The following is a 16,132-nucleotide window of genomic DNA, read 5'->3' as shown; positions in this document are numbered from 1 at the left end:
AACTAGACAAATCTTAAAATTTGTCTAGTTTTAAAAATTACTATTTATCACTTATTTAATTTCTTATCACTCTACTTTAAAACTTTTATCAGTTCTATAACCTTCTAATGCCTTTTCTATATTTCCACTAATTAAAATATTTAATCGTTGGATTATATCATTAGGATCTTCTCGCATTCCCTTTCTAATCCAATCTATTACTAGTCCAACAAATGCATATTTATAAAAATCTGCTATAAATGACTTATCCTTATCCCTAACAGAAATACCCTTAGATTTTTCATCAACCACTCCAATTAAAAGTAAATATGTTTCATTATATAAATATCTCTCTAAATATTCCCTACTTACAGAATTATAAGTATTAAGTACAAATTCCTTATTTTCTAATATATAATTAAATATTTTACTAAATCCTTGTTGCCAAGTATCATATGTTTTTTTCCCTTCTAAAGCCTTCATTGCTTCATTAGTGTATACCCACTCCAGCAAATCATATATATCTTTAAAATGATAATAAAAAGTTTGTCTATTTACTTCACAATCCTCTGTAATATCTATAATTTTTATCTTATCTAATGGTTTTTGTGATAATAATTTCTTTAAAGATGCTGCAAATGCCTTCTTAGTTGTTTGCGACATATAAATCCCCCCTAATATTACTATATAAGCTTACATCAAACTATATATTTTATTTACAATAACTTCCTTTATGAATTTATAATATCATAAATTCTTATTCTATACTGATTTCTTTATTTTATATCTACTTAATAAAGAGAATATTAAAAATGTTGTTTTAAATTAAGATAATAATAAAAGCAAAGAGATTCTCTCTTTGCTTTTATTATTATCTTAATTTACTTGTATAACTAAAAAATAACCTTTAATAAATTAGTAATAAGTATTTATTATTAAATTATAATACCTTCAAAGTGGTCTATTTCATGTTGAATTATCTGTGCTGTAAAACCATTAAATACTTGTTTATGCTTCTTAAAATCTCTATCAAAATATTCTACTTCTATTATTTCATATCTTTTTGTTTTTCTAAACCCACTTAAAGATAAGCAACTTTCTTCTGTATCATAACTTTTTTCTTTTTTTAATATAACTGGATTTACCATTGGAACAATTATATCACCTATACTAAATACCAATATACGCTTTTTTACTCCTATCATATTAGCAGCCATCCCAACACAGTCCTCTAAATTTGCTCTTAATGTATCAATTAAATCATCAATAACTGCTATATCCGCTTTAGTTGCAGCTTCTGATTTCTCCCCCAAAAATAATATATCTTTTACAATTGGTCTTATCATAATTACTTCAACCTTTCTAGTTTCTTCGTACAAATTAATTTAATATATCATAAATATTTTAAATATGTTCATTATTTATCATTACTAATTATATATTAAATAACTATATATTTAAATATTAACATATTACTTTTTCTTTTTAATCATTTCGACGATAATTATTGAAATAGCAGTTACAAATAAAACTATTGCCTTAATTAATTATCTATTTCAGAGAAATCAAAAGTCCACTCCATTTCTTCTAGGCTTTTTAATGTCTCTTTTGGTATATCCTCTATAGTCCCTCTTTCAATTAACTTACAACTATATATATCAGTACCTGCTGGATAGGTTTCTCTAATTTCGCTATTACATATAATTTCAATTTTATCTCCTGTTTGTAACCCTTCAAAAATACTATCCTTTTTAGAACTATTTCCCATTACAATTGGTGAGTTATTTTCATCAATAATAAGATGTGTATCACTAGTAGATTTTAAATATCTACCTGTCATAGATACTTTATTTACTTTAGAACATCCTCCAAGTATAGATATAATACAAATACACCCAAGAAATAATGTAAATATTGATTTTCTCATAATTCTTACCTTCCTTTTATTCAGTATATCTATTAGACAAATAAATATTTAATAAAGTTCCTTATTTGAAAATATTTACATAGCCATTGATTTAAAATTTAATTTTTTTTCATTCTAAAACCTTAATATTATGTTCTCCTCTAAACTTTTATTTCATTTCTTTTAAGATACTATTCTATATTTTGCAAATTTACTCTACTATATCCTATATTCCTAATTGAAAGGAAAAATTATTAATGAATACTCTATTTAATAAACCTGTAACAGAATTAATAACTTTAAGACATTCACTTAGAAACTATAAAAATTCATCTTTATCAAAATATATAATTGAAAAATATAAGAATTAATTTGATAAAAAAGGGGAACTCTAATAATGAGTTAAAGCTTGGCACTTATTTCGTTATAAAAGGTACAAACTACTTTTTAACAGCAGCCTTGGAAAGTATTAAGAGATATAGATGAAATCATATATCTCATTTTTTATTAAGGAGTGTATATAATGTTTAAAGTTAATAGAGAAAAATGTATTGCCTGTATGCAATGTATTAAAGATTGTCCTACCCGTGTTATTTCTTTAGTAGATGGCAAAGCAGATATTAATAATGAAGGTTGTATAAAATGTGGCCATTGTGTTGCTATTTGCCCAGTAGAAGCGGTTTCAACAGATGATTATAATATGTCTGAAGTAAAAGAATATAATAAAGGAACCTTTGCAATAGATGCTGAAAATCTTTTGAATTTTATTAAATTTCGAAGAAGTGTTAGAAGATTTAAAAATAAATCAGTAGAAACAGAGAAAATTAAAATGATAATTGATGCTGGAAGATTTACTCAAACTTCAACTAATAGTCAAGATGTTTCTTACACTGTTGTTACTGAAAAATTAAACGAACTAAGAGAACTAGCTTATGAATCATTAAGAAAAAAAGGTGAATATATATTAGCTACTTTAACTCCTGAAACTGAACATCTTAAAAGATATGCTAACATGTGGCTATATAGCTATAAGCAATTTAAAGAAGATCCAATAAAAAATGATAGATTATTCTTTAATGCACCTCTTGCTATATTTGTTTCTTCACCATCTCCAATAAATGGTGGATTAGCTTCTTCAAATATGGAGCTTATGACTGATGCCTTAGGTCTTGGTACTTTCTTTAGTGGCTTCTTATTAGTTGCTTCTCAAGATAATAAAGAAATATTAAATTTACTTGGAATACAAGATAGTAAGCAAATAATATCTTGCTTAGTTATTGGATATCCTGATGTTAAATACCAAAGAACAGTCCCAAGAAAAGATGCAAATATAAATTGGATTTAATAAAATACATAAGAGCTAGATGAAGATTTACCTAGCTCTTAGTTTGTTTAAAATAAAATTTTAATTTTCTTTTTATTTAATAGTATATTGTTTAATTGATTATTTCTTTCTTCTAGTAAGGAATCCAGCACCTGCTGCTAATACACCTGTAAGAGCTACCCATAAGCTATTTACTCCACCTGTGTTTGGTAATTTTCCAGAGTTTGAAGTATTGCTTGAGTTATTGCTTCCAGTACCACTTGCAACATTATTACTTTCACTGTTATTAGTACTTCCATTATTATTACTGCTTCCTGAATTACTTCCTGATGATGCAGTTTCTTTTAATCCATCAATTGCAGATTGTAAACTCTTTTCTGCATTTGCAATTTCATCTTCAGTTGCATCTTCATTATTCATAACTGCATTAGCCTTTTCTACAGCTGCTTCTACAGCTTTCCAACTCTTAGCTGTATACTTGCTACTATCAAGAGTTTGAACTTTATTTATTAAATCATTTAATTTATCTTTACTTGGTTTTAATCTTAATTCTAAGAATGATCTTAATAAAGATTTATAAGTTTCAGAAACTTCATTTTCCATTGCATTTTCATCTGCCATAACAGCATTTGCAACTTCTAATGCAGTTTGTAAGTTTGTCCAAGTATTAGAAATATACTCATCACCATTTAATCCATTAATTCTTTCTATTAATGAACCTAAAACTTCTTTATCTCCCTTTTCAAAAGATAACATTTGCATTACTGCACTTAATCTATCAAATGATGCATTTATTTCTGCTTCAGTAGCATTTTCTTTTGCTAATATAGCCTTAGCTTCTTCTAAAGCTGCTCTAAACTCAGTAACTACTGCTGGTACAACATTTGCTAAATCAGATTCTGTTACTTCATTGGCTATTTCTACTGCTATTTGTAATGCACTCTTATTTACTACTACATCTTCACCTTCATCTGTAGAAGTTAAATCCTTAATATATAAATCATCTAATACTAACTCATCATATCCATTACCCTTATCTATTGATAAGTAGTAATCAACTGCATCTCCAGTTGTAAATTCTATCTTGAATTCTTTAACTTCTCTGCTGTAGTTTGGTCCATCTTCTGGTGTTCCTATAACTTCACCCGGAGTTAAAACTTCACTAAATAACACACCTTCTGTTGCTGATTTAATTGCTACAGAATATAAATTATCAATCTTATTAGTGTATTTGAATCCTAATTCATAAGTTGTATTAGGTTCCAATTGTAATGTTGATTGGTCTGTTAATAACATTTCACCAACAGTTCCAGCTTGTTGATTAGTCTTTAATGAGAATCTATCACTGATTACCCAGTTCATGTATTGTTTTCCTTCTGGATCTTTTTCTGCATAATGAGTTCTATTATCAGTTCCTAAAGCTTGACCCATATATAATGGTCCATGACCTTCATCAACATTTTCAAAGTCTTCGTATAATACATACCCTTCTCTATTTGTTGCTTCTGATTCTAGAGGATTTGTCCAAATTCTAAAGTCATCTAACATTACACTTGTAGCTTCTTCTGATCTTGGAATATCAACATAAAGCTTGGCTGTTGTAACTCCTTCTGGCACTGTAAATTCAACTCTCATTCTAGTTAATTTTTCACCATGCCATTTTAAACCTTCACCAACATTCATTCTAGTTGTTGCTCTATCAATTGTACTTGTAGTGTCTACTCCACCACAATTAACGCCTAAAGTAACTTCTCTATCTCCATAATTCTTAACCCATACAGAAGCAGTATAAGTTTTTCCAGGTTCTAAACCAGTTAAATCTTGAGAAATATTTGCACCTTCTCCAAATACCTTATCTTCATCTGGAATTTCTACATCTTGATAAACATTTAATTCTGCTATTGATACAAATCCATTTACATATTCATTAGCAACTAATCTAATATGTGTAGCCTCTACTGTATCAAAGCTTATTGTTTTAAGTGATGCTGATTTATCCCAATCACCTTGAGCTACTGTTGTAAAGTTTATTCCATCATTACTTACTTGTAATTCATATTTTGTTATTATACCATTAGTTCCTGATTGTCTTGGAAGGCAAGTAACTTTGTTTACTTCATAGCTTCCACCAAGATCTAAAGTAATGCTTTGTGGGCCTGTAACTCCTGAATAGCTAGCATGCCATAAAGTTCCTTCATTTCCATCAATAGCTTTGCTTGCATCTTCACCTGATTGATAAGTTGTTGCTGTTGCTGTCATTTGAGATTGTGGTATTAATGATGGATCTACTTTATCTATTCCTTGAATAAATAATGCATCATTACCATTTCTTCTAGCAACTGTTTCATTAATTATAGAAATATGATCCATATTGTCAGAAGTTGATTCTACTGTCCAATTATCTAATGTTTGAGAATCAAATCCTGGATCATTTATTAATGTTCCTTCTCCCCAATTATCAATTCTATCTTCAGAAACTTTTTCTTGGAATACTACATAAGGAGTATTTTCCTTAGCATCAATAGTAACTTGTCCATTAACAACTTCTATTTCTTCAACAAAAGTTCTACCTAAGTCTGAAAGTTCATATAGCTTAACAGTTTGAGTTCCTTCCCATCCATTTGGAAGTTCCCAAGTAGTTTCTCCTCCGTATGGATTCCAGTGATATACTTTATTCTCTGCTTCATCACTTAATTGTTCCCAAGTCCAAGGAATAAATAATGTTGTCTTCCCTATTCCTCTATCATCAATAGTATCTTGAGCAGTAGATGATATTAACTTACCGTCCTTATACATGTTGTTATATCCATTTTCTCTTATAACTTCTAAGTTATCATTAAACTTAACAAATCCACCATCTGTTCCGTCATCTTCCCACTCTTGAATTTCAAAGTGTTGCATATATTTTGATGGTAATGTTTGATTATAGAATGTTTCTACAGCATAGAATCCTTCTATATCATGTCTAGTTCCCCATCCACCAGATAACATATGCTTACCACCTTTTAATAGGTCATCAGACATATAGACATCTTGTTCTTGGTTTCTTATAAATCTCGTAATTGTACTTTCATTACCTCTGTTTGGATATGCAGGGTCTCCTCCCCAGTGAGTCCAAGCAACTTGTTGTTCTAACGGTCCATTAAATTCAGTTGCAAGCATCCAATCATTATTATTAACTATTTCAGCTAATTCATTTGCATTCCATCCATTTCCTGTATATACGTCAACATATATCCATGCTAAATCTGGATGATCTTCTTTAAGCATGCTAAATCTTCTTTCAAGTTCACCTGTTATTACATCTTGTTTTTGATCTACATAATAAGAATCATCTTTCCATCCCCAGCCCTTTTGGAAACCTGGTTTTAAATTATCCACATCTAATTCAAAGGCATCTAAATGATATTCAGTGGCATTAACATGAACACCAATCTTAGCATTATAGTCTTTACCAATTTCAATTAAAGTATTAAGGTCATCTTTACCACCTTGTCTTATACCAGTATGTCCTCCGATATCAGCAATAACATCATCATGTCCTTCCCCTTGATATCCTTTTTCTAATACTAATTGCCCAAATCCATCAGTATAATTAGATAACTTTTTAACTGTATCTGCAGTATATAAGAATGGTGATTGTGCTAATGAACCAATGTTAAATGGTATATATGAGAAGCTATTTCTAACATAATCTGCGCCTTGAACTTCTTCCATGTTTTCTCTATAAAGTATAGCAGCATCTTGCCAATTTACTTTACCATTTCCGTTTTCATCTCTAGCAATCATAATTTGTGACCATGGTAATTCTTCTGGATTACCTGGAACTACATCTGATTCTTGTAAGCTTAACTTAACAGTTGTTCTGTTATTTTCATCTAGTGTAGCTTTTATTAAATCTCCATATTCACTACTTAAACCTATCATATTGATAGTATCTTTATAACCTTGTTCTGGAACTGCTCCACTTACATTGTTAATACAAATAATATAAGATGCTCCTGCTGCTTGTGCATTTTTAGCTTTATCTTCAAAAGTATGGGTTCCTCTATCTACTATAGCAACCTTTCCAGTAAGATCTAAACCTTCAAAATCTTCTACTCCACCTAATCCACAATAAACTGCTTCATATTCTTTACCCATATAGCTTTGAACTTTTTTGTCATTAGAGAAGATAGGTTGATTAGTATTACCCTTAATTTCAACTCCTCCAATAGTTCCTTCAAATGCTGGAGTAGTAGCAGAGTTTACTGATTCTCTATAAACCCAAGTACCATTTGATAACCCTGCTTTTTTGTAACCATCTTCATCACTTACATTAACAACTACTCTATTTCCACCTTCTACAACGTTATTATCTATAGTTATAGCAAATTTATCATCATTTATTATTCCATAAGTCTTAGAATAATCTCCAGCCTTAACATTAGCTACATCTTCAAAGCTTTCTTTAATATTATTCCAATCACCTGTAGTTAATACCCCTGATATTTTTCCATTTTCAGTACTCTTTACAGATGCTAAACTATGATTTGCAAAATTAATAGTTCTTACCTTAAAACTACCTTCTTCTTTTATTTCTGTAACTTCCATTCTTAAAACATTATCTTTAGCTAAAGATAATCTTACCTTCATAGTTACATCTAATTGATCAAAAGTCATAGTATAGTCTGCTGTTTTAGCATCTACTTGAGTAAATTCTACTGATGGAACATAACTAAAGTCATTTATATCAACTTTAAATAATTGTTCTTCTTCACCAGTTAAAACTTCTCCATCTTTCCATTCATATCTTATAACTCTTGGGAAGTTATTATCTAAAACTACAGTCATATCTTCTGAAACTAAAGTCTTTTCTTCTAAAACAACATCCGGTGGAAGTAAATCCCCATCAGTTGCAGCTTTAACTGTAACAGTAGCTGTAACTGTAACATCTTCTCTTCCTTCTAAAGTTCCTATAACTTCAAAAGTACCTTCTTTTGCATAACTTTCTTTATCTACAGAATTCCATATTACATTCTCGGTTCCAGTTGAATTATCTTCATAAACTACATTAACCTTAGCTGGTAATTTAGGTGCAGTTTTAACTATAGTTTCAACATTAACTTCTTCTACTGACTTTATATCTTTATTAAGATTATTGTCTTCTATTGAGCCTACTGGACCAAATTTTAAATAATTTACCTTAATACTTTTACTATCATACCAAGTTCTAAATCCTACTCCATAACCTTGTCCTGTTGGCATATTATTTATATCTACTTCATCACTAAATATTTGCTCTCCATCTACCCAAATAGTTATTTTTTTACCTTCAAATCTAGCCTTTAATTTATAAGCTTGACCTTCCACAAGTGTAGGTCCTGCTATATCATCTTTCCAACCTGAGTTACTTTCTACTAACCACTTACCTGAATCATTATATCCAATAAACAAATAATTACCATCTGTTGCTGGTCTTACAACAACACCAAATCTACTAGTTCCACCCTCAAATGAAAATTCTGTTTCAACTTCCCCATCTGTTAGCATAGGAGCTTTTTGATCATAGAATACAAAATTATTTCCGGCAGAACTATTTCTTGTTATATTCAAATATCCATTTTCTATTGTTCTAGTTCCATCGCCCGAAATATTATGCCACTCAGGAGCATTAGAATCTGTTTCATCAAAGTTTAAAGTATATACCTCACTACTTTTAGCTTGAGCATTTTCAACTCTAATAACCTCACTATTAACATCATTAGCCTTAACTGGTACAGCTATTGATGCTACTTGATTTGCTACTACTGCAGTTGCTACTAATACAGCCAATCTTTTACTTAAAGTTTTTCTTGAATTAGCTACATTTTTATTGTTTTTCATTCTTTTTCCCCCTTTACTTATGCGAGAATTCTCTCGTTATTAAAATATTACATTATCTGTAAATGTTTTCTCAACAATTTTATTGTTGTTTTATATTAATATATTGTGTTTTGTAATTATATTGTATCTTTGTTTTATTTTATAAGTATTGTAAATTATTTAAAATTGATGTTGATCATATATCAGAATCTATGTTATCGCTCTTGTTATAAGTTTAATGACTAAATATAGTAAAGATATTAACCTTTACACTATTTATCAGGATTATCTCAAAATAAACAAAAAAAAGTTTAAGATATTGTTATAAGCAATATCTTAAACTTTTTTCAGCATGATGATTTCTAGCAATTTAATTTTTATCTTCACAACCTAGCTGCTCTTTTAATATGTCTTCTATAGAAGGATGTCCCTTAGGAAGCTTTCTTCCATTAATTAATAATAAAATACTAGTATTTAATGTTGGATGACACTCTGGCAAATCTACTTCTTCTAAAATTTTATATAAATATTTTCCTAAATAGTTATATATTCTGCTCATTTGACAAGAATAAGCTCTAAACTCATATCTATTATACAACCCCATATATTCTCTTTCCTTTATCTTAAGCTATTCCACAATATAATAATATTCTCAAAATTATCATTAGTTACAAATTTAAAATTTTAAGTAATTAAATAAATTATTCCTCCAAGAAAACCTGAACCAATCATCACATATATTGGATTTACTTTAAATTTACGCAATATAACTATAGATATTGTGAAAAGTATCACTGCAATAAAATTAATTGATTCTATATTAAAAGAAAAGCCCTTTTCTCCAAAAATAGTAAGAATTAAAATAGATATTCCAGCCGATGCAATAAGTGCTACAACAGCAGGTCTAAGTCCTGACAAAATACCTTTTATTACGTCTACATCCTTATACTTAAAGTATATAAAAGCAAGTGTTGAAACAATAATACAAGATGGTAATATACAGCCTAAAGTTGCAACAATTGCTCCCTGGATACCTATAACTTTTATTCCAACAAAAGTTGCAGAATTTATTGCAATAGGCCCTGGTGTCATTTCAGCAATTGTAATTAAATCTGTAAATTCAGTTAAAGTAAGCCAACCATGAATATCAACTACTTGATTTTGTATTAATGGCATTGCTGCCATTCCTCCTCCTATACTAAATAATCCAACTTGAAAGAAGCTCCAAAAAAGCTCTAATAAAAACATTATTCTTCGTCGCCACCTTTCTTTTTAGCTTTAATAACAACCTTTAACGCACCTATTATTCCACAAACTAATATTATATACATCACATTTACCTTAAAAAAATATGTAGCAATAAAAGCCCCCATCATAACAACTATTGATATTATTTCTCTTTCTTTAGATATATTACTAGCCATATTTATCACAACATCAGCAATTACAGCTGCAACACCAGCTTGCATACCTTTTAAAACTGAATTTACAACTATATTTTCTCGAAACACTGTGTAAAAAATAGAAACGATAGATAATATAATAAATGGTGGTAATATTGTACCTATAATTGATACTAATGCACCAAATATTCCAGCAATTTTATATCCTACTAAAATTGAAGCATTTACAGCCACCGCTCCAGGTGAAGATTGTGCTATAGCTGTAAGATTTAGCATTTCCTCTTCTTCAATCCATTTTAAATCATCAACAAACTTTTTCTTCATAAGCGAGATTATTACATATCCACCTCCAAAAGTGAAAGCACTCAAATAAAAGGTAGATAAAAAAAGCTTAATATATATTTCCTTTTTATTTTTCATTCACGACTCCCCCCTTAAAACAATCTTTTACTTTTTTTCTTATAAACACCTATAATGTAAGTATATATATTGAGAGGTCATATGTTAAATAGTATAATTATATATAATTCATAAGATTTTTATTATATATAATTAAGAGAGGTATATTATGACTTTACGACATATTAAAATATTTGTAACTGTTTGCCAAACTGGTAGCATCACTGCTGCTGGTGAAAAATTATTTATTGCACAACCTTCAATAAGTGTTGCAATTTCAGAACTTGAAAATTACTATGGTATAAAACTATTTGATAGAATTTCAAAAAGATTGTATATAACAGAGCCTGGAAAAAAACTTTTACAATATGCAAATCATATCGTAAAGTTGTTTGATGAAATGGAAACGGAAGTTAAAAATTTTGATAATCATGGAGTTATTCGTATAGGTGCTAGTATAACTATAGGAACTTATCTATTGCCTAAGTATGTAAAATCATTTAAGGAAATTTATCCTGATATTGAAGTACAAGCTATTGTAGATAATTCCGATACCATAGAACAACATATATTAAATAATTATATAGATATAGGTTTAATAGAAGGTAATATTCATAATTCATATATAAAAAGCCATCACTTTAAAGAAGATAAATTAGTATTAATATGTGGTATTAATCATCCATTATCTAATCATGACGAACTAGATATTAATGATATAAAAAATGAGAATTTTCTTTTGCGTGAAAAAGGTAGTGCTGGAAGAGAATTATGTGATAATATTTTTGCTACTGCAGGAATTGATTTAAATATAATTTGGGAAAGCTCAAGCACTCAAGCTATAATAAAAGCTGTTACTCTCGGACTTGGATTGTCTATATTACCTTATTTATTAGTTAAAGATAGCATAAATAGAAAAGAAATTAAAATGCTTAATATAAAAAATATTTCTCTTGATAGATACTTTAGTGTTATTTATCATAAAAATAAATTTCTAACTAATAGTGCAAAAGCTTTTATTGATATATGTGAATAGTATAAAAATATGACCAGGGGAAATAAAATTATTATCTTTCACCTGGTCATATTTTAATTATTATTTTTCTTATCAATTATATTATCAATAATTACTACTAATGCTATTATAAATGGATTATTCTCATAGTCTATATCTACATAATAATTATCTGTAAATGATAAAAGTTCCTTATCTATATATGCAACAGTTCTCCCATTATGGTTAATTCTATATCTATAATGCCAAATATCACCTTCGATTTCAAAGTTACCATAATTACTTTCTACCAATATATTATCTCTAAAGAAAGTTATTTGCTTTTTTACATATCCTATAATGTTATCATTACTATCATAAATTTCATAGCTTGGCATAAACTTTAAAAGTTTTTCTCTTACTCTATAAAGAACATTGTTATTTTCTATTACTCTAAATTGTAACCCAAAACTAAAGAACTCTTTATCTATAAAATAAACTTCTTCTCCTCTATTATTTTTAACCCAAAAATCTTCCTTTATTTTAAAAAGCTTTGATTTGATATAGTACCTCATAAAAACCCATCCTTTTTATAAAAATTTAATTACCTATATATTACTATATTATTTAACTCTTTTCATCTTTATATTATAGTGCATATAGCTATTAAAATTATAATTTAATTATTTTAAATGACTACTTTATTTATGTAAAATTAATTTATTTATACAAAATTGTCTTTCTAAATTATTTATATTAATAATTCTCTATTTTCATATATTTTTTTATAGAAAGCTAAATTGCTAGTAAACATAACTTAATGATATAATTATTTAATAAATTGCACAAATTAAATTAATGAATTTAATTTAAACTAAATATAAAGGTTGTGAAAATATGCTAAAAAAGCTTACTGATAGAGTTTATTATATGGATTATAAAAAAGCTGGAGATAGACCTACTTTAGGTCTTATTATTGGAGATAACTGTAGTTTAGTTATTGATGGTGGTAATTCTCAAAATCATGCGGAAGAATTTTTAGAAAAAGCTAAGAAAGTAAGCAAATCTCCTCTGAAATATTTAGTTATAACTCATCACCATTGGGATCATATAGTTGGAGCTAATTACATGAACTTAACTACTATAGTTAATGGTATAACTTATGATAAACTAAAGGAACAAAGCAAGCTTGAATGGACAGATGAAGCTATTAAAGAAAGAATAAAAAATGGAACTGAAATAGAATTTTGCTTAGAACATATTAAAATAGAACACCCAGATAGTAATAGAAAATTCACTCTGCCTAAAGGAGAAATAGTATTTGATGAATATTTAAAGATTGATTTAGGTGGAATTAAGGTTTCCCTAGAACATATTTCTAGTGACCATGCTAATGACAATACAATTGTTTCAGTTGAAGGTGATGATAAAAATACTGTTTTTGTTGGTGACTCACTTTATTTAGATATGTTTAATGGAAATTGGAGTTACACTAAATCAAAGCTTATACCTCTACTTATTGAAATAAAATGTTGCGAAGCTGACTATGTAGTTCCATCTCATAATGATATTTACACAAAAGATTCCTTTTTAGAGTTTTTTAATTATATGAAAAAAATAGCATTAATAACTGAAAATAAACTTTCCATTGATGAAGCATTAATTGCATTTGAAGATGAATTTAAAAGAAAAGCTACTATCTCTGAAAAAGAAGACTTACTTTCATTTATATATGGAAATGAAAAATTGTAAATGAAAACCCCTATAGTTTCTATATCAATACAAATATATATTAATATAAAAACTATAGGGCTAACTATTAATAATTATTGTATATATTATCATATGTAAAATCTAATATAATCTTAGGATTATTATTGGGTTTTAGCCATTTTAATATATTAATAAGCTTATCTTCAGCTATAGCTACACATCCATATGTATAACTTCCTAAATCACAATGTAAAAATATAGCTGAACTTTTTCCTGATATTACAGGCCATCTATTATAATCTATGACTATGGAATAATTATAATACCCTTGAAAGCTTGATAAATGTTCAGCCGAATTCCATCTTCCATTTGCATCTCCAAACTGCATAGTATTATAGTAATCAGAATTTTCATCATCCACCCAATATTCACTTCCATCTAATACTCTATATGGAAGTGCTGAACCTGGATTTTCATTTATTCCAAAGGCTTCACTTAATGTATAAATACCTGTTGGTGTGCACTTGTCCATTTCATATACATCACCATAATATTTCATTCCATTTTCTCCTAATCTAGCCGGCATAGAATCAACTTCAATCCATTTTCCATTAGATAATTTTTCCCACATAGTAAGTTCTGCATAACTACCACCATTGCTTACTACAGTAATTAATTGATTTGAACTTTGTGCTGCTATAGTATTTGAAATTTTAGGTTCATTATCATTATTAGTTTCTGTAATAGCTTCATTTTCACTAACATCAGTATTTTCCTCTGTAGTTGCTTTTTCAGCTTCAACTTTATTAGTATTACCAGCGTTTTCTTCATTTAATGCTATTTCTTCTTTTCTATTTTCTATAATAGCTTCAATTTCACTAACATCTTCTTTAGGGTTTTCACTCTTAAATATTTTTAATAGAGTTTCTCCTTCTACTATATCCATTTCAATAACTTCTATAATTTTGCTCTTTTCTTCATCTAATAGTTTTATCTTTTCTTTACAATTATCTATTTTTAATCCTAAACTTTCTTTAAGTTTTTCAAATATATCTTCATTCAAAGTTTCTCTATAATTATTTAAAAACTCTTCTAAAGCTTTAATTAAATCTCTAACATAGGCTTCTTCATCAATTTCTATATATTTTGTAAGCATTTTCTTATAATTATTTATTTTTTCTATTTCCTCTTTACTATATGCTGAAAAATCCTGTATATCTTCTAGCTCACCTAATGCATAAATGTATTTTTCCTGCTTAATTAGATCCATTATATAATTATATTTATCATCCTTATCAATTTTAGCAGATACTTTAACTCCTATTATTGATGCTAATATTAACATTATAACTGCTGTAATTATTGCTAATATACTTTTTTTATACCTTGAAATGTTTAACTTATTCAAAAGTACTCCCCCTTTGTTATACTAATTTTAATATATATTTTAAATAATCACAAATGGTAACTATATCTAAATCTTATTTATAAAACAAAAATACCCTAGATAGTTATATTTATCCCTATCTAAGGTATTTTGTTATTAATTAATATTCTTTGTAAAAATCATCACAATCTTTTTCTAGAGTTTCCCACATATCATCTAAGTTGTCACATATGCTATCTAAATCATCACATATATTCTCTAAATCATAGCATCCATCATCATATTTCTTTTCATGTTTATCATGGCATCCATCTTTATGATAGCCCATATCTTTATGATGCTTTTCATCTTTATAATAACATCCATCATCATAATATTCGTCTTCATAATTACAATCATCATTATAGTTATAATCATTATTGCAATTACATTCATCATATTTCTTTTCATGCTTATCATAGCATCCATATTTATGATAGTCCTTATCTTTGTGATGCTTTTCATCTTTATGATGCTTCTCATTTTTATAATAACATTCATCTTCATAATAATTGTCTTCATAATTACAATCATCATTGTAGTTATAATCATTATTGCAATTACATTCATCATATTTCTTTTCATGCTTATCATAGCATCCATATTTATGACAACCCTTATCTTTGTGATGCTCTTCATCTTTATGATGCTTCTCATTTTTATAATAACATTCATCTTCATAATTACAATCATCATTGCAGTTATAATCATTATTACACTTGCATTCATCAATGTACTTACAATGACGAATGTGATTACATTCATCGTTACAACTACATTTTTGTTTTTCATTGCATACTAATGCTTCTTTTAAAATCTCCTTAATTGATGGATGACCCTTTTGCAATTGGCATCCATTAGCTAAAGCTAATAAGCTTTTATTTAATGGTTTATAGCATTTTGGTAAATCAACTTCTTGTAAAATTGAATATACTGCTTTTCCTAAATAATTATATATTCTATTCATTTGATAATAATAAACTCTGCGAGCATAATTGTAACCATAATTTGAATTATTACATCCCATTTCGAATACCCCTCTTTCATCTTACGCTATACTATAATATTATTCATTTTTTTATCTCACGTTACAAAGTTAGTCAAATTTATACACAATCGAGTAGGAGGAAAATAATTATTTTAT

Annotated in this window: 13 protein-coding genes; 3 read left to right on the top strand and 10 right to left on the bottom strand. The window is 27.9% G+C overall.

The features are described from left to right. Positions 1–66 precede the first annotated feature (66 nt). The 3 genes from HMPREF0216_RS15480 to HMPREF0216_RS15470 form a co-directional block, all read right to left on the bottom strand. A complete protein-coding gene (locus HMPREF0216_RS15480) occupies positions 67–642 on the bottom strand; it encodes a TetR/AcrR family transcriptional regulator (RefSeq protein ID WP_005216252.1) in 576 nt (191 codons plus the stop codon). A 272-nt stretch (positions 643–914) separates the two neighbouring features. After that, positions 915–1,325 carry a peptide deformylase gene (locus HMPREF0216_RS15475; RefSeq protein WP_040420225.1) on the bottom strand — a complete coding sequence of 137 codons (411 nt, stop codon included), beginning with the start codon at positions 1,323–1,325 and terminating at the stop codon, positions 915–917. A gap of 197 nt (positions 1,326–1,522) precedes the next feature. Beyond that, positions 1,523–1,906 (bottom strand): DUF3221 domain-containing protein, encoded by a 384-nt coding sequence (locus HMPREF0216_RS15470; protein ID WP_005216249.1) that lies wholly within the window; start codon positions 1,904–1,906, stop codon positions 1,523–1,525. A gap of 502 nt (positions 1,907–2,408) precedes the next feature. Here HMPREF0216_RS15470 and HMPREF0216_RS15465 point away from each other — a divergent pair. Next, complete coding sequence (locus tag HMPREF0216_RS15465) at positions 2,409–3,230, top strand: nitroreductase family protein (RefSeq protein ID WP_005216247.1); 822 nt, start codon at positions 2,409–2,411, stop codon at positions 3,228–3,230. Positions 3,231–3,329: 99 nt separating this feature from the next. Here HMPREF0216_RS15465 and HMPREF0216_RS16595 read toward each other — a convergent pair whose 3' ends face one another. The 4 genes from HMPREF0216_RS16595 to HMPREF0216_RS15445 all read right to left on the bottom strand — a co-directional run bounded on the left by HMPREF0216_RS16595 (position 3,330) and on the right by HMPREF0216_RS15445 (position 10,876). After that, positions 3,330–9,074 carry an endo-alpha-N-acetylgalactosaminidase family protein gene (locus HMPREF0216_RS16595; RefSeq protein ID WP_005216246.1) on the bottom strand — a complete coding sequence of 1,915 codons (5,745 nt, stop codon included), beginning with the start codon at positions 9,072–9,074 and terminating at the stop codon, positions 3,330–3,332. A 349-nt stretch (positions 9,075–9,423) separates the two neighbouring features. Then, a complete protein-coding gene (locus HMPREF0216_RS15455) occupies positions 9,424–9,657 on the bottom strand; it encodes a hypothetical protein (protein ID WP_005216245.1) in 234 nt (77 codons plus the stop codon). Between the two features lie 80 nt (positions 9,658–9,737). Beyond that, positions 9,738–10,301 (bottom strand): chromate transporter, encoded by a 564-nt coding sequence (locus HMPREF0216_RS15450; protein WP_005216244.1) that lies wholly within the window; start codon positions 10,299–10,301, stop codon positions 9,738–9,740. Next, positions 10,301–10,876, bottom strand: a complete 576-nt coding sequence (locus HMPREF0216_RS15445) for a chromate transporter (RefSeq protein ID WP_005216243.1) — start codon at positions 10,874–10,876, stop codon at positions 10,301–10,303. The genes HMPREF0216_RS15450 and HMPREF0216_RS15445 overlap by 1 nt, the downstream gene beginning before the upstream one ends. Before the next feature lie 148 nt (positions 10,877–11,024). On the opposite strand from HMPREF0216_RS15445, the gene HMPREF0216_RS15440 reads away from it, so the two are divergent. Then, complete coding sequence (locus HMPREF0216_RS15440; RefSeq protein ID WP_005216242.1) at positions 11,025–11,891, top strand: LysR family transcriptional regulator; 867 nt, start codon at positions 11,025–11,027, stop codon at positions 11,889–11,891. A gap of 53 nt (positions 11,892–11,944) precedes the next feature. Here HMPREF0216_RS15440 and HMPREF0216_RS15435 read toward each other — a convergent pair whose 3' ends face one another. Next, positions 11,945–12,424, bottom strand: coding sequence for an LURP-one-related/scramblase family protein (locus HMPREF0216_RS15435; protein ID WP_005216241.1), 480 nt, complete (start codon positions 12,422–12,424; stop codon positions 11,945–11,947). A gap of 322 nt (positions 12,425–12,746) precedes the next feature. Here HMPREF0216_RS15435 and HMPREF0216_RS15430 point away from each other — a divergent pair, with 322 nt between their 5' ends. After that, positions 12,747–13,601: an MBL fold metallo-hydrolase gene (locus HMPREF0216_RS15430; protein WP_005216240.1), complete on the top strand. Its 855-nt coding sequence runs from the start codon at positions 12,747–12,749 to the stop codon at positions 13,599–13,601. 67 nt (positions 13,602–13,668) lie between these two features. On the opposite strand, the gene HMPREF0216_RS16590 is transcribed toward HMPREF0216_RS15430, so the two are convergent. Together HMPREF0216_RS16590 and HMPREF0216_RS15420 are read right to left on the bottom strand one after the other, a co-directional pair. Next, the gene (locus tag HMPREF0216_RS16590; RefSeq protein WP_051040733.1) at positions 13,669–14,970 is read right to left on the bottom strand and encodes a L,D-transpeptidase family protein; all 1,302 of its coding nucleotides are present in this window, start codon (positions 14,968–14,970) and stop codon (positions 13,669–13,671) included. Positions 14,971–15,109: 139 nt separating this feature from the next. Further along, the gene (locus tag HMPREF0216_RS15420) at positions 15,110–16,015 is read right to left on the bottom strand and encodes a hypothetical protein (protein WP_040420224.1); all 906 of its coding nucleotides are present in this window, start codon (positions 16,013–16,015) and stop codon (positions 15,110–15,112) included. Between the last annotated feature and the right edge of the window lie 117 nt (positions 16,016–16,132).

Origin of the sequence: Clostridium celatum DSM 1785 (assembly GCF_000320405.1) — a bacterium.
Taxonomy (GTDB): Bacteria; Bacillota; Clostridia; order Clostridiales; family Clostridiaceae; genus Clostridium; species Clostridium celatum.
Note: the sequence above shows the minus strand (reverse complement) of the source record. Positions and strands in the feature narration are given on the sequence as shown.